Genomic DNA, 16,440 nt, shown 5'->3' with positions numbered 1-16,440 from the left:
GGCCGCACCGGCCCGCCGCCGGTGATCCTGGTGCCGTGACCAGCAGTGAAGTCGCCGCGCTGCCGCGTGCGTTCGGCGGGCCCGGCGCCGGGCCGGGGCAGTTCCGCGCGCCCTCGGGGATCGCCGTCGACTCGCGCGGCCGCGTCTGGGTGGCCGACACCGGCAACGACCGGGTCCAGGCCTTCACCCGCGACGGCGCGCTCGTGCGCGTCCTGGCCGGGCGGCTCAAGGCGCCCGAGGGCGTCGCGGTCGACGCGGCGGGCAACGTCTACGTCGCCGACACCGGCAACCGCCGCGTGGTGCAGTTTTCGTGGCAGGGCGGCTTCGTGCGCGAGTTCGGCGGCCTGGACCGGCCCCGCGCGGTGGCGCTCGACCGAGCCGGGCGGCTGCTGGTCGACGACACCGGGCGCGTCGCCCGGTTCGACATCCGCACCGGCGCCGCGCTACCCGACACGGCCGAGCCGATCGGCTCGCCGAGGGACATGGCCGACGACGGCGCGGGCGGCGTCTGGGTCACCGAGCCGGGCAACCACCGGATCGTCCACTTCGGAGCTAGCTCTTCGTGATCGAGGCGGTCGCGCGGACGACCGCGGTGCACCGGTTCTCGACGTAGGCGAGCCCACCCTTCTCGGCGATGCGGCGCGCTTCGGCGGAGACGATGCCCTGTTGCAGCCACAGCGCTTTGGCGCCGATTTCGACGGCCTCGCGGGCGATGCCCGGCGCTTCGGGGGACGGCCGGAAGACGTCGACGAGGTCCACCGGCTCCGGGATGTCCTTCAGCGACCGGTACACCTTTTCGCCGAGCAGCTCGGTCGCGGTCGGGTGCACCGGGATGATCCGGAAGCCGTGGGCCTGCAGGACCGCCGGGACGCCGTGCGCGGCCTTGGCCGGATCGCGGCTCAGGCCGACGACGGCGATGGTGTTCGCGCCGGCGAGGATTTCCTCTGCGTTCATACCGGTGGAACGCTGCACCGGGGTCAAAGCTTCCAGAGCCGCAGGCCGCGCACCCGGTAGACGGGCCAGATCACGTGCCACGGCTTACGCCGGGCGAAGGTCGCGGCGCAGGTCAGGATGTTGCGGGCGGACGTCGTGGCGACCTCGTGGCGGTCCGGCCAGATTTCGCCCTTGGCGCCGACCGCGATCCGGAAGACGGTCAGCAGGCCACGGCCCTGCAGGTCGTACTTCGCGCCGGTGTCCCCGGAGCCGGGGGCCAGCTCCGCGATCTCGGCGCCGAACGCGCGGGCGGCCTGCGGCGCGACCTCGGCGGGCACGACGCCGACACTGCGCGTGATCGCCTTGCCGTGCATGCGCCGCGCGTAGCGGAACAGCAGCGCCCGCTCCCACCACGGCAGCAGCCGGTGGTGCTGCAGGAGGGCGGCGCACTCGCCGTGCCCGATCGCGAAGATGCTCGTGAGCTCGTCGTAGGCGCCGTTCGTGGCCGGTTCGTTCAGGTGCAGCCGGACCTCGAAGCGGGTGCGCGCGGTGAGTTCGTCGAGCAGCTCGCGGTGATCGAGCCGCGCCTTCGCGCGGGAGAGCGACCAGTCGGACATCGGACCTCCAGACGTCGCGCACAGGCTAGTTGGCGCACGACGCCCGGACCACGCTTTCAGCCGATCTTCTCGCCGTACATCTCGCCGAGCGGGTCGGAGATCAGCTCGACGCGGGCACCGTCCGGATCGGACAGGTAGATGGAGGTCTTGCTCTCCAGCAGGTACTTCACCCCGGCCTCGTCGAGCTTGTCCTTGATCGCGCTCCACCGTTCGGGCGTGACCGAGAGGGCCAGGTGGTGCAGGCCACCGAGGACTTCCGCGTACGGGCCGAGGTCCAGACCGGGCAGGTCGAAGAAGGCGACCGCGTTGCCGTTGCCGACGTCGAAGAAGAAGTGGCTCGAGCCGGGGTAGTCCCGGTTTTCGATGAGTTCGGTGAGCGGGAAGCCGAGGATGTCCTGGTAGAACTCGATGGTCCGCTCGACGTCGCTGGAGATCAGCGCGGTGTGGTGGATGCCGCGCCCGTTCGTCGCCGGGCGTTCGGCGGCCGGGCGCAGGTGGCGCTCGCGCAGCGCGTCGCGGGCTTCGGCGAGCTTGGTGACCTCGGCCTGGGTCGGTGCCATGTCCCTCACGTCCCTTCCTGGTGGTGTTCTCCACGCTACGCTCGATTTATCTCGCGCGCAAGAGATTGCCCGGCGAGAGTTCCGCTGGACGGAACATCCGCGCTTGTGCCTGCCCGCCGCGCACGGCAGAGTCCCGGAGGTGGATGTCAGCAAGGTGCAGGAGGCCGCGGCCGCACTGGCGGGGGCCTACGCCACGCGCGAGCCGATCGAGCCGCTGATCAAGACGTATCCCGACGCGGGTGTCGAGGACGCCTACCGGATCCAGCAGGAGCAGGTGCGGCACTGGGTCGAGGGCGGCGACGCCGTCCGCGGCCACAAGGTCGGCCTCGCGTCGGCGGCGATGCAGCGGCAGATGGGCGTCGACCAGCCCGACTACGGGCACCTCACCGGCAGCATGTTCCACCTCGAGCACCAGCCGATCCCGACGTCGGCGTTCCTGCAGCCGCGGATCGAGCCGGAGATCGCCTTCGTGCTCGGCTCGGCCCTGCGCGGCCCGGGCGTGACGGTCGCCGACGCGGTCCGGGCGGTCGACTTCGTGCTGCCGTCGCTGGAGATCGTCGACTCCCGCATCCGGGACTGGAAGATCTCGCTGTTCGACACGATCGCGGACAACGCGTCGTCGGGCGGGGTGGTGCTCGGCAGCAAGCCGACTGCGTTGGGTTCGGTCGATCTCCGGTTGGCGGGTTGCGTGCTGTACCAGAACGGTGCGGTGGCGGCGACGGGCGCGGGCGGCGCGGTGCTCGGGTCGCCGTTGAACTCGCTGGTGTGGCTGGCGAACACGGTGGGGCCGCTGGGGGTGACCCTGGAGCCCGGCCACGTCGTGCTGCCGGGCTCGATGACCCGGGCGATCCCGGTGTCCCCGGGCGACACGATCGTCGCGACGATCGCCGGCCTCGGCAGCGTCACCGCGGTGTTTTCGGAGGAATCGTGAACGTGCGAGAGGCAGCCGCTTCGTTGTTGGGAACGGTCTCGGAGCGGGCGCCGCTCTCGGAGGAGTGGCCGGACCTGGACGTCGACACGGCGTACGCGATCCAGGACGAGGCGTTGCGCCAGCGGCGGGCCCGCGGGGAGACGCTGATCGGGGTGAAGCTGGGGCTGACGTCCCGCGCCAAGCAGCAGCGGATGGGCATCGACGCACCGTTGCTGGCCTGGCTGACGGACGCGATGGTGCTGCCGGCGGGCGTGCCGGTGCCGTCGCTGATCCACCCGCGAGCCGAGCCGGAGCTGGTGTTCGTCATGGGACGCCGGCTGGCGGGCCCGGGCGTGACGGCGGCAACGGCCCTGGCGGCGGTCGACCGCGTGTACGGCGGCATCGAGGTGATCGACAGCCGCTATGCGGACTACCGGTTCACGCTGCCGGACGCCGTCGCGGACAACGGGTCGTCGGCGTACTTCAGCGTAGGACCGGTGGGGGTCCCGCCGGCGTCGCTGGACCTGTCCCTGGAGGCGGCGTTGCTGGAGGTCGACGGCCAGATCGTCGACACGGCCACGGGTGCGGCCGTCCTGGGCCACCCGGCGGAGGCGCTCGCTTTGGCGGCCAACGCCCTCGCATCCCGGGGCTTGGCGTTGGAGCCGGGCTGGCTGGTCCTGACCGGCGGCATGACGGACGCGGTCCCGCTCCGCCGCGGGTCCCGCATCGCCGCCCACTTTTCCCACCTGGGCTCCCTCACTCTCGCCACCTGACCCGCCGAGCACGCGAGATGCCCCGCTAGTCAAGGGAGTTCCGCCGCTGGACACGGGAGTTCCGCGCCCGATCACGCGACATGCGACCTCGATCACGCGAGTGACGAGGTCCGGCCCGGCGACCTCGCGTGCCTGGAGGGTCGGCCGGCGAGCCGACCGACCGGGCACCCGGGCCGACCGTGTGGGTACGCCCGGCCGACCGGCTGGGTGCGCGGCCCGGTCGGTCGAGTGGGCGGGCTGGCCGGTTGGGTGGGCGGGTCGGCCGGTTGGGTGCGCGGTCCGGTTGGTTGGGTGGGCGGGCTGGTCGGTTGGGTGCGCGGCCTGATCGGTCGAGTGGGCGGGCCGACCGGCGGAATAGGCGGCCCGAGCGTGTGAGTGCGCGGCCCGACCGGTTGGGTGCGCGGGGCGGGTGCGCGGGCGTGGCGGGGTGCGGTCAGGGTGGGCCGTTGCGGTAGGCGCGGGCCTGGATCTCGTACAGCTCGTGGTAGACGCCGCCCGCTTTGATCAGGTCGTCGTGGGTGCCTTCTTCGATCAACCTTCCCTTCTCCAGGACCAGGATCCGGTCTGCCGAACGGATGTTGGCCAGCCGGTGGGTCACCAGGACCGTCGTGCGGCGGCCGCGGCCCGAACGGCTTGCGTGCTGGAGGCCGGCGAACACCCGGGCCTCCGCGCGGGCGTCGAGGGCTGCTGTCGGCTCGTCGGCCACCAGGACCGACGCGTCCCGGTAGATTCCCCGGGCGATGCCCATGCGCTGCCACTGGCCGCCCGACAGGTCGTGGCCCTCGTCGAACTTCTTCGACAGCACCGTTTTCTCCTTGGCGGGCAGGGATTCGATCACCTCGTCCGCGCCCGAGTAGTCGACCGCTTCGTGCCAGGCGTGGCCCTCCGGGTCCGGGCGGCCGAGGCGGCCGATCGTGATGTTGTTCGCCGCCGTCATCGGCCACTCCGCCGGCTCCTGGGCGATCACCGCGATGTTCGCGTGCACCGATGCCGGGTCGGCCGCCGCCAGGTCGACGTCGTCCCAGCGGACCGTTCCCTCGTCCGGTGGGTAGAGCCCGGTGAGCAGCTTGCCGAGGGTGGTCTTGCCCGAGCCGTTCTCGCCGACCAGCGCGACCACCTCGCCGCGCCGGATCGTCACCGAGATGTCGCGCAGCGCCGGGCTGTCGCGGCCCGGGTAGGTGAACGTGACGCCGTCCAGCCGGATCTCGCCCGGGTCCGCGGGCGCTGTCGCCGACGCCGGCGGCGGCTGCCGCTTCCGGGACTCCGCGAGCAGCTGGTTGTAGAACCCGATGTAGAAGGAGTCCTCGTACAGCGAGTTGACCGCGCGCATGGTGTTGGACAGCGCCGTCGACGCCGTGCGCATCGCCAGCACCGCCGTGCCGGCCAGCGCCAGCTCCATCCCGCCGGTGTAGAGCAGCCATCCGAGCACCAGGTACGCCACGGCCGTGCCGAAGCCCGCCGCCGCCCGGCCGGTCGTGCGCACCAGGTTGCTCCGGTGCGCCAGCCGGATCTCCTCGCGCGTGAGGCTCCGCGAGATGCGCCGGTACTCGCCGAGCAACGGCTCCTGCAGCGTCAGCGCGTGCCGCTCGAGGGCCATCGAGCGCCAGGTGGCGACCTCTTCGACGACCGACTTGCGGATGTTGCGCCCGACGGTGTCCAGGAAGTGCCGGTAGTTCAGCTTTGCGATGCGCGCGGCGGACCAGCCGTCGGCCGCCGCGGCGAGCAGCAGCACCGGGGCCAGCCACGGGTTCAGCAGCCCGGCCGTGATCATCGCCGCCGCCAGCGAGATGACCGACGACGTCAGGTCGGCCAGCCGCCGCAAGCTCATCTCGATGGCCCGCACACCGAACCGCGCGCCCTGCCGGGCCAGCTCCCGGAAGTCCGCGTCTTCGAACGCGATCAGCCCGACGCGCACGACTGCGGCCGTCACCGCGTCGTCCGCCGCCGCGGTGACCCGGGGCCGCAGCGCGCCTTCGACGGCGGCGACGGCCGCGTCCAGCAACGCCCGCGCCGCGTACGACCCGGTGACGACCGCGATCGCGGGCAGCGATTGCAGCACGCGCTCCGGCGTCGGCCCCTGTTCGAGCAGCGCGGTGAAGACGTTCGCCGTGGCGAGCAGCCCGAACGCCGTGACGCAGCCGGAGACGACGTGCACGACGGCGGCCAGCAGCGTCAACCGTGGCGACGTGCGCCAGGCCAGCCGCAGCACGACCGAGATCGCCGTGGGCAGCGTGCGCACGGCTTGGCCAAAGCTCGACGCGGCCACGCGTTCGTCGACGCGTGCCCACTCGGGCATCTTCAAATTCTCGACCCCGATCAGCGGGGGCGGGTCGGCGGTTCCGGTCACGTCCCCATCTGTACTCCGGGGGTCCGACAGTTTCTGGCCCGCTACTGGCCCTTCCGGGTGTACCGGGCGCGCAAAAACGGCCGGTACTCCGGGTTTTCACCCATCCGGACGTCGATCTCGTGCGTCAGCGTCCCGCCGTCCGGGGTGAGCCGGTGCCGCGCCACCCCGCGCGCGGTCACCTTCTCCAGGGTCAGCGTCGCGCCGCTCCAGCCGCCACGGGCGGGCGACTCGGGCGGGTAGCCGTAGCTGTCGAAGCCGTACCAGAGCGTCTCGCCGGTGGCCGGATCCGCGGTGAAGACGTTGTGGCCGAGGAACTCCGACCCGTCCTCGCGGCGCTGCCGGTAGTGCTGGACGACGGCGAAACCGTTGAGCGCCAAGCGGTATTCGCAGTCCGCGTGCGCGGTCGAGGCCGGCGCCCACGGCGAGGCGGCGAGGTCCTCCGTGCCGGTCCAGTCGCCGACGAACGCTTTCAGCGCGTCGTGCGCCGGGCCGAGGCGGGGCATGTCCATGGTCGTCTCCATTTCGACAGGTGCCTGTCGATGTGCGAGACTAGCACGCATGCGGTCACCCCGAGCCGAAACGTTCACCCGCGTGATCGACGCGGTCTTCGCGTGCAACGGCGGGTTCCTCGCCGCGGGCGACGCGCTGACCGAGCCGGTCGGGCTGACCGCGGCGCAGTGGCAGGTCCTCGGCTTCCTGGAGGACGGCCCGGCGACCGCGGCGGAGGTGGCACGCCGGCGCGGGTTGCGCCGGCAGAGCGTGCAGGAGACGGTGAACCGCTTGCTGCGCAACGGAATGCTGGACCGCCTGCCGAACCCCGCCGACGCGCGGGCGCCGTTGCTGTCGTTGACGCGGCGGGCGCGCGCGGCAATGCGGGAGCTGGGCGCGGCGCAGGTCGCCTGGGCGGAGGACGTGGCGGCCGAGGTGTCACAGGAGGATCTGGAGACGACGCTGCGCACGCTGCAGCGATTGCGCGCGGTGGTCGCCCAGCCGCGCTTGCTGTGACTAGCGGGTCGCGCCGGGGCCGGCGAGCACGTCGACGTCGTTGGCGTGCATCGGCTCGCCGCAGTGGGCACAGCGCAGGTCGACGCTGCTGATCTCGCCGCACGCGTGGTGGCGGTAGAGCACCGGCGGCCCGGCCTCGCCCGCCAGCCACTTGTCGCCCCAGCGGGTCATCACCATCAGCATGTCGACCAGCTCGGTGCCCTTCTCGGTCAGGACGTACTCGTAGCGCGGACGGCGGTCGTACGGGCGGCGCTCGAGGACCTGCTGCTCGACCAGGTGGTTCAGCCGTTCGGTGAGCACCTTGCGCGAGATGCCGAGGTCCGCCTGGAGCTGCTCGAACCGGCTGAACCCGGCCCAGATGTCCCGCAGGATCAGCGGTGACCACGGTTCGCCGATGACGTCGAGCGTGCGCGCGATCGAGCACGCGGCCAGGTCGCTGAAGTTCGTGCGCTGCATGAGGCGAGTTTAGCACTCGGGGTTCCCTCAGGGAACTTGAGCTGCTACGGTTCTGGAGTCTCCTGAAGGAACCCAGAAGGGAATGCCACGATGAGCAAGGTCTTCAGCGCCCACGCCGTGTCGGTCGACGGCTACATCACCGGCCGCGGCGCGCGCCCCGGCCAGGGCCTCGGCGACGGCGGGACGCTCTTCGACTGGTACTCCGACGGGGACACCCGGAGCCGGGTCTTCGACTTCTTCAAGCTCAGCGAGCCCAGCGCCCGCATCTTCGACTCGCTCGCCGGCCGGGTGGGCGCGATCGTGGCGGGCCGCAACACCTACGAAGACTCGGAGCACTTCGGCGGCGGCAGCCCGCACCCGAACGCGCCGCTCTTCCTGGTCAGCCACCGGCCCGCGCCGGAGCTGACCGAGCGGCAGACGCTCGTCGGCAACGTCGAAGACGCGATCGCGGCGGCCCGCGAGGCGGCCGGCGGCAAGGACGTCGGCCTGATGGGCGGCGGTGTCCTGGCCTCGGCGCTCCAGGCCGGTCTCGTCGACGAAATCGTCCTCCACCAGATCCCCGTGCTGCTCGGCGGCGGCCGGTCGTTCTTCCAGGAGCTGCCCGCGCACGTGCGGCTGAGCCTGGTCGAGGCCGTGGCCGCGCCCGGCGTCACCCACCTCCACTACACCGTCGCCTGAACCCCGACCACCACAAGGAGCCGACCATGCTCGACGCCGACGTCCGCCGCATCCTCGCCACCACCGCGATCGGTCACCTCGCGACCGTCCTGCCCGACGGCGCGCCCCATTCGGTCCCGGTCTGGGTCGACCCGGAGGGCGACCACATCGCCATCCTGACCGGCCCGGACTCGCGCAAGGCCCGCAACCTGCGCCGCGACCCGCGGGTCGCGCTTTCCCTGACCCCGCCGGACAACCCGTTCGAGCCGGTGATCATCCGCGGCCGGGTGGCCGAGTGGATCGAGGGCGATGCTGCGTGGGAGATCGTGGACCGGATCGCGACGAAGTACATCGGGCGCCCGTACTCGCGGGAGCAGGAGCGGGTGGTGGCGCTGATCGAGGTGGAGCGGCAGAGCGTGGGGATGGGCTGAAGGGTCAGTCCGGCTTCACCCCCAGCAGGGTCAGGAACGTGCGGAACCCGGCCGACATGTCGACCTCCTCCGGGTCCAGGAGCCACTGCAGCTGCAGGCCGTCGAGCAGGGCGATGGCCAAGGGGGCCAGCTGCTCCGGCGTTGTTCCCGGCGGGAGCTCGTCGCGGTGGCGCTCCAGCATCTGGGCCATGCCGGCGCGGACCCGGGTGTAGCGGTCCTGGAAGTACTTGCGGGCCGGGTGGTCTTCCGTGACGCTGTCCGCCGACAGCACCGTGTACGTCTGGACGATGCCCGGCCGCGTGGCGTTGTAATCGACCAGTTCCGCCAGCTGGTTCACCGTCATCGCCGAGGGGTCGCCCGCGCGGGCGTGGCCGAAGTGCAGCAGGTCCCACTCGTCGCGGGTTTCCAGGACCGCCGCCAGCAGGTCCTCCTTCGTGGGGAAGTAGTGCATCAGCCCCTGCTGCGTCAGCCCGACGCGCTCGGCGACCGCGGCGAGGGACGTGCCTCGGTAGCCGCGCTCGGCGATCACCTCGAACGCCGCTCGGACGATGCTGGCTCGGCGGTCGGCGCCCCTGGCCCGGGTCATGATCCCGAGCCTACGGGACAAGCTGTCACGAAAGAATAACGTTCACTACTCGACGCCAGGTAGGGTGACGGCAGGACCGATCGCGGAGGATGCGCATGAGCTTCGACGTCGAGGCGCTGCTGGCCGAACTCGACCTGGACGCCAAGGCGAGCCTGCTCGCCGGCCAGGACGTCTGGTCCCTTCCCGCGCTGCCGGGGATCGGGCTGGCGTCGCTGGTGCTCTCCGACGGCCCGGTCGGCGTCCGCGGGACGCGCTGGAGCCCGGACGACCCCTCCGTCACCCTGCCCAGCCCCACCGCGCTCGCCGCGAGCTGGGACCCGCGCCTGGCGGTCAAGACCGGCCGCCTGCTCGCGCAGGAAGCCCGGCGCAAGGGCGTGCACGTGCTGCTCGCCCCGACGGTCAACCTCCACCGCTCGCCGCTGGGCGGCCGGCACTTCGAGTGCTACTCCGAAGACCCCCTCCTCACCGGGATGATCGGCGCCGGCTACGTCACCGGCGTGCAGGACGGCGGGGTCGCCGTCACGGTCAAGCACTTCGTCGCCAACGACTTCGAGACCGAACGCTTCACCGCCGACGTCCGCGTCGGCGAGCGCGCCCTGCGCGAGCTCTACCTCGCGCCGTTCGAACTCATCGTCCGGCGCGCGAAGCCGTGGGGGATCATGGCCGCCTACAACGGCGTCAACGGCACCACGATGACCCAGCACGCCGGACTCCTCAATGGCGTGCTGCGCGGCGAATGGGGCTTCGACGGCTTCGTCGTCTCCGACTGGCTGGCCGCGCGCGACACCGTCGCCTCCGCCAACGGCGGCCTCGACGTGGCCATGCCCGGCCCCCGCACGGTGTTCGGCGCCCGGCTCGCCGAAGCCGTCCGCGGCGGCGAAGTCGACGAAGCCGTCGTCGACGCCATGGCGCGCCGCGTGCTCCTGCTCGCGCACCGGACCGGCGCGCTCGGCGGCAGCCCCGCGCCCGAGGAGTCCGATGTGGACGGTGACGCGATCGCGCGCGAGGTCGCGCACCGGTCGTTCGTGCTGCTCCGCAACGAAACCGGCCTGCTGCCCCTGCGGGAGCCGCAGAGCATCGCGCTCATCGGCGCGCTCGCTGCGGACCCGAAGATCCTGGGCGGTGGCAGTGCCACCGTGTTCCCCGACCACGTCGTCTCCCCTCTCGACGGCCTGAAAGCGGCCGTTCCCGAAGGCACCGAGCTCGTCTACGCACCCGGTGCCGATCCGCGGACGACGTTACCGACCGCCACCGACAATTTCCGGATCCGCGCGACCGCTCGTGCCGCCGACGGCACCGAACTCGCGCAATTCCCCTTGCGCAAAGCCAGGATCGACTGGATCGGCGAACTGCCGGCCGGCCTCGACGTCGGCACGCTCGCCTCGGTCGAGATCGCCGGCACGTTCCTCCCGGACGCGGACGGCACGCACACCTTCGGCATCACCGGTCCCGGCGACCTCCGCCTCACCGTCGCCGGCCAGACCGTCTTCGACGGCGTGAACCTGCCGGAGGGCGGCGACATCTTCACGTCGATCATGCAGGTCCACGAGCAGCGCCGGGAGGTCGAGCTGACCGCGGGCGAACCGGTCGACGTCAGCCTGACCTACTGGATCCCGTCGGAGATGGCGGAGTTCGCGAGGGGCACCTTCGCCTGGGTCACCTTCGCGCTCGGGCACCGCGGCCCGGTCCTCGACCCGGACGCGAGCCTCGAAGAAGCCGTGGCCCTCGCGGCGAAGTCGGAGGTCGCCGTCGTCGTGGTCGGCACGACCGCCGAGGTCGAGAGCGAAGGCTTCGACCGGACTTCCCTGGCCCTGCCCGGCCGTCAGGACGAACTCGTCGCCCGGGTCGCCGAAGCGAATCGCAACACCGTCGTGGTCGTCAACGCCGGCTCCCCGGTCGAGCTGCCGTGGCGCGACGACGTCGCCGCGGTGTTGCTCACCTGGTTTCCCGGCCAGGCCGGCGGCGACGCGCTCGCCGACGTCCTCTTCGGCCGCGAAGAGCCCGGCGGCCGCCTGCCGACGACCTGGCCGGCGAAGCTCGAAGACGCGCCGGTCACCGACGTGACGCCGGAACAAGGCGTGCTCGAGTACGGCGAAGGCGTGTACATCGGTTACGGCGCTTGGGCCCGCACCGATCGGCAACCCGCGTACTGGTTCGGCCAAGGTCAGGGCTACACGACGTGGGAGTACGAAGAAATCGACGCTTACCCGGACGAGGAAGGCGGCGCGCGGGTCCGGGTCCGCGTCCGCAACACGGGAACGCGCACCGGGCGCGAAGTCGTCCAGCTCTACCTCGTCCCGACCGAGCGCGGCGACCGGCCGCACCGCTGGCTGGCCGGGTTCGCGAGCGTCGAAGCCCGGCCCGGAGCGGCCGTGGAGGCCGACATCGCCATCACGGCGAGGTCGGCCGAGGTCTGGCGCGAAGGCTGGCAGCACATCGCGGGCGAGTACGTCGTGGAGGCGTCGCACTCCTACGCCGAACCGCGGCTGAGCACGCGCGTGGTGCTGCAGAAAATCCGTTGATCACCGCGGGCGGGACCGGCTAGGGTCGCGGACGCACCCTCGACCAGGCGAAAGGAGGTGGGACCGATGATCACGCAACCGATCACGCGCTCCCACCCGGCCACGAGGGTGCCGGCTGTCTGACCGGGAGCGCGTCCTCCCGGAAGGATTTCCATGACCGAACTGGTCGTGCGCCCGCTCGAAGCGGGCGAAGAAGCACTGTTCACCTCCCTGCCCGACCGCGGACTCGTCGGCCGCAAACTGCTCGGCGACGACTTCGAGGAGATGGCGAAGCGGGGCGAATACCCGCCCGAACGGGTCTGGGTCGCGCTGCGCGACGACGTCGTCGTGGCCCGTGCCGCCTGGTGGGCCAAGTCCCGCGACGACGACCCGGTCGCCCTGGACTGGTTCGACTTCACCGACTCCGACGCGGCCGTCCGCCTGCTGAAAACCGCACCGCTGCACGCCGAATACGCGCTCCACACGCCGCCGGCGTGGCGGGACGACCCGGAGGTCGCGGCCGAGGTCAACAGCCGGGTCGAAGCGGCCGAAAAGGCGGGCTACCGCAAGCTCGTCGAGCGCTACCGCTTCCGCTGGACGCCGGAAAACGGCCTGCCGGAGAAGACCGGCCGGCTCGAGTTCCGGCCGGAGCCGGACGACGACGTCGTCCTCGAGGTCTTCAAGCGGGTGCACGTCGGCAGCCTCGACGCGCACGTGCGGAAGACCGTCGAAGAGCACGGCATCGACGCGGCCGCGCAGGAAGACCTCGAGATCATGAAGTGGATGCCGGGGCCGCGGGACTGGTGGCGGCTGGCGTACACGCCCGTGGGCGAGCTGGTCGGCCTCGTCCTGCCGAGCCGCAACGTCTACGACCCGGTGATCGGCTACGTCGCCGTGGTGCCGGAGCACCGGGGCCACGGCTACGCCTACGACATGCTGGTCGAGGCCACCCACGACCTGGTCGGCTACGGCGCGGACCGGATCGTCGCGGGCACCGACGTCGGCAACGTCCCGATGGCGAAGACGTTCGCGAAGGCGGGCTACCCGGTGGCGCAGCACCGCATCGACTTCGTGTGACGCCCGGGGCGGCCGTGTCTTGCCCGGCGCGGCCGCCCCGCGGTACCTTCGCTAGAGCGATCTATCAAATCGGGGGCCGTCATGGACAGAGGACTGACACCGCTTCGCGTGATTCTCGGCTTCTCGCTGGTCAGCACGGCCATCCATTACGCGCACAACGCCATCCGGTACGCGGACTACCCACAGCTGCAGGGCATCTCGCCGCTCGTCGGCGGCATCACGGTCGCCGTCGCCTGGGTGGTGCTCACGGCGTTCGGCTGGCTCGGCTACCGCGCGTACGCGGACGGCCGGTACCACCGCGCGCTGGCGTACCTCTTGGTCTACTCGCTGGCCGGAATGGTCACGCTCGGCCACTTCCTCACCGGTGTCCCGCAGATCCCCGCGTTCTGGTTCGCGACGATCTTCACCGACGCCGCCGCCGGCCTGACATTGTGGGTGTTCCTCACCTGGGCGTGGACGACGCTCGACCGGGTGACCACCCGAGATCAAGTTTCTACACAACGTTGACGTCCGTCTGACTCATGTAGACAATCGAGGGGTGACCACCACCACACCGGTCGCCTTCGACCGCCGTCCGGACGAGTACCGCCACTGGCGCCTGCGGGTCGACGGGGAGGTGGCCTGGCTGGAGCTGGACGTCGACGAGCAGGGCGGGCTGGTCCCCGGCTACGAGCTCAAGCTCAACTCCTACGACCTCGGCGTCGACATCGAGCTGTACGACGCCACGCAGCGGCTGCGGTTCGAACACCCCGGAGTCCGCGTGGTCATCGTGACCAGCGCCAAGGACAAGGTGTTCTGCGCCGGTGCGAACATCCGCATGCTCGCCGCGTCGGAGCACCACTGGAAGGTCAACTTCTGCAAGTTCACCAACGAGACCCGCAACGGCATGGAGGACGCCACCGAGCACTCCGGCCAGACGTACGTGGCCGCGGTGAACGGCACCTGCGCCGGCGGCGGCTACGAAATCGCGCTGGCCTGCGAAAAGATCTTCCTGATCGACGACAACTCCTCGACCGTCGCGCTGCCGGAGGTGCCGCTGCTCGGCGTGCTGCCCGGCACCGGCGGCCTCACGAGGGTCGTCGACAAGCGCCGCGTGCGCCGGGACCTCGCCGACGTCTTCGCCACGCGCCCGGACGGCGTCAAGGGCAAGACGGCGGTCGACTGGCGGCTGGTCGACGAACTGGTGCCCCGCCAGGACTTCCGCGAGAAGGTCCTGGAAAAGGCGCGGGAACTCGCCCGGCGCTCGGAAAAGCCGGTGGAGCAAGGCATCGAGCTGACCCCGCTCGAACATCGCTATGTCGACATCGAGGTCGAGAAGAACCAGGCCACGATCACCATCAAGGGCCCCGACAAGGACCCCGATGACCTGCACGCAGAGGGCGCGGACGGCTGGTTCCTCGCGATGACCCGCGAGCTCGACGACGCCATCCTGCGGCTGCGCACCAACGAGGTCGAGGCCGGGACGTGGATCCTGCGGACGCAAGGCGACCCGGCGAAGGTGCGTGCGCACGAAGAGGCTGTCCTGGGGCAGAAGGACTGGCTCGCCAACGAGATCACGCACTACTTCAAGCGCACCCTCAAGCGCCTCGACGTCACCAGCCGCAGCCTGATCGCGCTCATCGAACCGGGCAGCTGCTTCACCGGCGCCCTGCTGGAGGTCGCGCTGGCCGCCGACCGCCAGTACATCCTGGACGGCCCGCCGATCGACGACGAAGACAGCGACGAACGCGCGTCCGTCCAGCTGACCGACGCGAACTTCGGCGCGTTCCCGATGGGCAACGGCCTGACCCGCCTCCAAGCGCGCTTCTACGGCGACGACGACCACCTCGCCTGGCTCGCGCGCGAGAAGAACCGCGAGCTCAGCGCCGCGGAAGCACTCGAACTCGGCCTGGTCACCGACGCTCCGGACGACCTCGACTGGGAGGACGAGATCCGGCTCGCCCTCGAAGGCCGCGCGTCGCTCTCGCCGGACGCGCTCACCGGGATGGAGGCCAACCACCGGTTCGTCGGGCCCGAGACCATCGAGACCAAGATCTTCGGCCGGCTGGCGGCTTGGCAGAACTGGATTTTCACCCGGCCGAACGCATCCGGGCCGGACGGCGCGCTGCGCCGCTACGGTACGGGACAGAAGGCCGTCTTCGACAGGAAGCGGGTCTAGCGCAGATGCCCGAGAAGATCGACTACGACGCCAAGATCCCCAACAACGTCAACCTCTCCGAAGACCGCAGGCTGCAGCGGGCGCTGGAGGGCTGGCAGCCGAAGTTCCTGCACTGGTGGGGCGAGATGGGGCCGACCCTGGAGACGCAGGGCGTCTACCTGCGTACCGCGGTCAGCGTGGGCCGCGAAGGCTGGGCGCACTTCGACCACGTCAACGTCCCGGACTACCGCTGGGGCATCTTCCTCGCCGAGCGCGACCCCGACCGCCGGATCGCCTTCGGCGAGCACCAGGGCGAGCCGGTGTGGCAGCAGGTCCCCGGCGAATACCGCGCCGACCTGCAGCGGCTGATCGTCATCCAGGGCGACACCGAACCGGCGTCGGTCGAGCAGCAGAAACTTCTCGGCCTGACCGCGCCGAGCCTCTACGACCTGCGGAACCTGTTCCAGGTCAACGTCGAAGAAGGCCGCCACCTGTGGGCGATGGTGTACCTGCTGCACGCCTACTTCGGCCGCGAAGGCCGTGACGAAGCCGAAGGGCTGCTGCTGCGCAACTCGGGTAGCCCCGACGCGCCCCGCATCCTCGGCGCGTTCAACGAGGAAACCGCCGACTGGCTGGCCTTCTACATGTTCACCTACTTCACCGACCGCGACGGGAAGTACCAGCTCGGCACGCTCAAGGAATCCTCCTTCGACCCGCTCTCGCGCACCTGCGAGTTCATGCTGAAGGAAGAAGCGCACCACATGATGGTCGGCACCACCGGGGTCGACCGCGTGGTGACCCGCAGCGCCGAGCTGATCCGCGAGCACGACACGTACGACATCGGCCCGCACGGCGGCATCCCCCTCGACATCATCCAGAAGTACCTCAACTTCCACTACACGGTCTCGCTCGACCTGTTCGGCAGCGAGACGTCGACGAACGCGGCGAACTACTACACGGCCGGGCTCAAGGGCCGCTGGCAGGAGACCCGCCGGAAGGACGACCACAAGCTCACCGAGGACGCCCGCACGCTGGAGCGGCCGAACGGCGACGGCACCTGGACCACCGAGGAGCAGCAGGCGATCCTGCTGCTCAACCTCGACCTGCGCAGCGAGTACGTGGCCGACTGCCAGACCGGCGTCAACCGCTGGAACAAGATCCTCGCCGAGGCCGGGATCGAGCACACGTTCCGGTTGCCGCACCCTGGCTTCAACCGCGAAGTGGGCATAAACTCCGGCCACCACGTCACTCCCGACGGCACGATCGTCGACGAGGCGACTTGGGAGGCGGGCAAACGCAAGTGGCTGCCCACGACCGAAGACCTCACGTTCGTCCGTTCGCTGATGCGCCCGGTGTACGAGCGGGGGAAGATCGCGAGCTGGGTCGCGCCGCCGCGGCAGGGCATCAACGGCAGGCCCATCGACTACGAGTACGTCTACCTCACGTAGGA

18 protein-coding genes are annotated in these 16,440 nt (G+C 70.9%); 11 read left to right on the top strand and 7 right to left on the bottom strand.

Features of this window, described 5'->3' with window-relative positions:
* Window positions 1–35 precede the first annotated feature (35 nt).
* Complete coding sequence (locus H5965_RS08650; RefSeq protein ID WP_310968859.1) at window positions 36–566, top strand: NHL repeat-containing protein; 531 nt, start codon at window positions 36–38, stop codon at window positions 564–566.
* Here H5965_RS08650 and H5965_RS08645 read toward each other — a convergent pair.
* From H5965_RS08645 to H5965_RS08635, 3 genes are read right to left on the bottom strand one after another with little or no spacing between them, the layout of a single operon-like run.
* Window positions 553–954, bottom strand: a complete 402-nt coding sequence (locus H5965_RS08645) for a CoA-binding protein (RefSeq protein WP_310968858.1) — start codon at window positions 952–954, stop codon at window positions 553–555. The two genes, H5965_RS08650 and H5965_RS08645, sit on opposite strands and share 14 nt — an antisense overlap.
* A gap of 23 nt (window positions 955–977) precedes the next feature.
* Window positions 978–1,550, bottom strand: coding sequence for a hypothetical protein (locus tag H5965_RS08640; protein WP_310968857.1), 573 nt, complete (start codon window positions 1,548–1,550; stop codon window positions 978–980).
* A gap of 56 nt (window positions 1,551–1,606) precedes the next feature.
* Window positions 1,607–2,110, bottom strand: coding sequence for a VOC family protein (locus tag H5965_RS08635; protein WP_310968855.1), 504 nt, complete (start codon window positions 2,108–2,110; stop codon window positions 1,607–1,609).
* Window positions 2,111–2,249: 139 nt separating this feature from the next.
* On the opposite strand from H5965_RS08635, the gene H5965_RS08630 reads away from it, so the two are divergent.
* Window positions 2,250–3,041: a 2-keto-4-pentenoate hydratase gene (locus tag H5965_RS08630; RefSeq protein WP_310968854.1), complete on the top strand. Its 792-nt coding sequence runs from the start codon at window positions 2,250–2,252 to the stop codon at window positions 3,039–3,041.
* Window positions 3,038–3,793: a fumarylacetoacetate hydrolase family protein gene (locus H5965_RS08625; protein ID WP_310968852.1), complete on the top strand. Its 756-nt coding sequence runs from the start codon at window positions 3,038–3,040 to the stop codon at window positions 3,791–3,793. The genes H5965_RS08630 and H5965_RS08625 overlap by 4 nt, the downstream gene beginning before the upstream one ends.
* A gap of 433 nt (window positions 3,794–4,226) precedes the next feature.
* Here H5965_RS08625 and H5965_RS08620 read toward each other — a convergent pair whose 3' ends face one another.
* Entirely contained in the window at window positions 4,227–6,140 is a 1,914-nt protein-coding gene (locus H5965_RS08620) for an ABC transporter ATP-binding protein (RefSeq protein WP_310968850.1), read from the bottom strand.
* A 41-nt stretch (window positions 6,141–6,181) separates the two neighbouring features.
* The gene (locus tag H5965_RS08615; protein ID WP_310968849.1) at window positions 6,182–6,649 is read right to left on the bottom strand and encodes a DUF1579 family protein; all 468 of its coding nucleotides are present in this window, start codon (window positions 6,647–6,649) and stop codon (window positions 6,182–6,184) included.
* A 49-nt stretch (window positions 6,650–6,698) separates the two neighbouring features.
* Here H5965_RS08615 and H5965_RS08610 point away from each other — a divergent pair, with 49 nt between their 5' ends.
* Complete coding sequence (locus tag H5965_RS08610) at window positions 6,699–7,145, top strand: MarR family winged helix-turn-helix transcriptional regulator (RefSeq protein ID WP_310968847.1); 447 nt, start codon at window positions 6,699–6,701, stop codon at window positions 7,143–7,145.
* Here H5965_RS08610 and H5965_RS08605 read toward each other — a convergent pair whose 3' ends face one another.
* Window positions 7,146–7,601, bottom strand: coding sequence for a helix-turn-helix domain-containing protein (locus H5965_RS08605; protein WP_310968846.1), 456 nt, complete (start codon window positions 7,599–7,601; stop codon window positions 7,146–7,148). It abuts the gene before it with no gap.
* Window positions 7,602–7,691: 90 nt separating this feature from the next.
* Between H5965_RS08605 and H5965_RS08600 the strand changes: the two genes are divergently transcribed.
* Both H5965_RS08600 and H5965_RS08595 read left to right on the top strand, forming a co-directional pair.
* Complete coding sequence (locus H5965_RS08600; RefSeq protein WP_310968845.1) at window positions 7,692–8,279, top strand: dihydrofolate reductase family protein; 588 nt, start codon at window positions 7,692–7,694, stop codon at window positions 8,277–8,279.
* 26 nt (window positions 8,280–8,305) lie between these two features.
* Window positions 8,306–8,689, top strand: coding sequence for a PPOX class F420-dependent oxidoreductase (locus H5965_RS08595; RefSeq protein WP_310968844.1), 384 nt, complete (start codon window positions 8,306–8,308; stop codon window positions 8,687–8,689).
* Window positions 8,690–8,693: 4 nt separating this feature from the next.
* Here the strand turns inward: H5965_RS08595 and H5965_RS08590 are convergent, their stop codons facing one another.
* Window positions 8,694–9,275, bottom strand: a complete 582-nt coding sequence (locus tag H5965_RS08590) for a TetR/AcrR family transcriptional regulator (RefSeq protein ID WP_310968842.1) — start codon at window positions 9,273–9,275, stop codon at window positions 8,694–8,696.
* A gap of 95 nt (window positions 9,276–9,370) precedes the next feature.
* Between H5965_RS08590 and H5965_RS08585 the strand changes: the two genes are divergently transcribed.
* The 5 genes from H5965_RS08585 to boxB all read left to right on the top strand — a co-directional run bounded on the left by H5965_RS08585 (window position 9,371) and on the right by boxB (window position 16,438).
* Window positions 9,371–11,797, top strand: coding sequence for a glycoside hydrolase family 3 C-terminal domain-containing protein (locus H5965_RS08585; RefSeq protein ID WP_310968841.1), 2,427 nt, complete (start codon window positions 9,371–9,373; stop codon window positions 11,795–11,797).
* 153 nt (window positions 11,798–11,950) lie between these two features.
* Window positions 11,951–12,853: a GNAT family protein gene (locus tag H5965_RS08580; protein ID WP_310968840.1), complete on the top strand. Its 903-nt coding sequence runs from the start codon at window positions 11,951–11,953 to the stop codon at window positions 12,851–12,853.
* Window positions 12,854–12,934: 81 nt separating this feature from the next.
* Window positions 12,935–13,360 carry a hypothetical protein gene (locus tag H5965_RS08575; RefSeq protein ID WP_310968839.1) on the top strand — a complete coding sequence of 142 codons (426 nt, stop codon included), beginning with the start codon at window positions 12,935–12,937 and terminating at the stop codon, window positions 13,358–13,360.
* Between the two features lie 31 nt (window positions 13,361–13,391).
* On the top strand, window positions 13,392–15,011 hold the full coding sequence (gene boxC, locus H5965_RS08570; protein ID WP_310968837.1) for a 2,3-epoxybenzoyl-CoA dihydrolase: 1,620 nt from the start codon (window positions 13,392–13,394) through the stop codon (window positions 15,009–15,011).
* 5 nt (window positions 15,012–15,016) lie between these two features.
* Complete coding sequence (boxB, locus tag H5965_RS08565) at window positions 15,017–16,438, top strand: benzoyl-CoA 2,3-epoxidase subunit BoxB (RefSeq protein WP_310968836.1); 1,422 nt, start codon at window positions 15,017–15,019, stop codon at window positions 16,436–16,438.
* Window positions 16,439–16,440 lie beyond the last annotated feature (2 nt).

This window comes from Amycolatopsis sp. 505 (assembly GCF_031625235.1).
Classification (GTDB): Bacteria; Actinomycetota; Actinomycetes; order Mycobacteriales; family Pseudonocardiaceae; genus Amycolatopsis.
Note: the sequence above shows the minus strand (reverse complement) of the source record. Positions and strands in the feature narration are given on the sequence as shown.

Bases quoted from the DNA above. Each gene is read 5' to 3' on its own strand.
- H5965_RS08645 (WP_310968858.1), bottom strand. From the start codon at position 954: ATGAACGCAGAGGAAATCCTCGCCGGCGCGAACACCATCGCCGTCGTC.
- H5965_RS08640 (WP_310968857.1), bottom strand. From the start codon at position 1,550: ATGTCCGACTGGTCGCTCTCCCGCGCGAAGGCGCGGCTCGATCACCGC.
- H5965_RS08635 (WP_310968855.1), bottom strand. From the start codon at position 2,110: ATGGCACCGACCCAGGCCGAGGTCACCAAGCTCGCCGAAGCCCGCGAC.
- H5965_RS08615 (WP_310968849.1), bottom strand. From the start codon at position 6,649: ATGGACATGCCCCGCCTCGGCCCGGCGCACGACGCGCTGAAAGCGTTC.
- H5965_RS08610 (WP_310968847.1), top strand. From the start codon at position 6,699: ATGCGGTCACCCCGAGCCGAAACGTTCACCCGCGTGATCGACGCGGTC.
- H5965_RS08605 (WP_310968846.1), bottom strand. From the start codon at position 7,601: ATGCAGCGCACGAACTTCAGCGACCTGGCCGCGTGCTCGATCGCGCGC.
- H5965_RS08600 (WP_310968845.1), top strand. From the start codon at position 7,692: ATGAGCAAGGTCTTCAGCGCCCACGCCGTGTCGGTCGACGGCTACATC.
- H5965_RS08595 (WP_310968844.1), top strand. From the start codon at position 8,306: ATGCTCGACGCCGACGTCCGCCGCATCCTCGCCACCACCGCGATCGGT.
- H5965_RS08590 (WP_310968842.1), bottom strand. From the start codon at position 9,275: ATGACCCGGGCCAGGGGCGCCGACCGCCGAGCCAGCATCGTCCGAGCG.
- H5965_RS08585 (WP_310968841.1), top strand. From the start codon at position 9,371: ATGAGCTTCGACGTCGAGGCGCTGCTGGCCGAACTCGACCTGGACGCC.
- H5965_RS08580 (WP_310968840.1), top strand. From the start codon at position 11,951: ATGACCGAACTGGTCGTGCGCCCGCTCGAAGCGGGCGAAGAAGCACTG.
- H5965_RS08575 (WP_310968839.1), top strand. From the start codon at position 12,935: ATGGACAGAGGACTGACACCGCTTCGCGTGATTCTCGGCTTCTCGCTG.
- boxB (WP_310968836.1), top strand. From the start codon at position 15,017: ATGCCCGAGAAGATCGACTACGACGCCAAGATCCCCAACAACGTCAAC.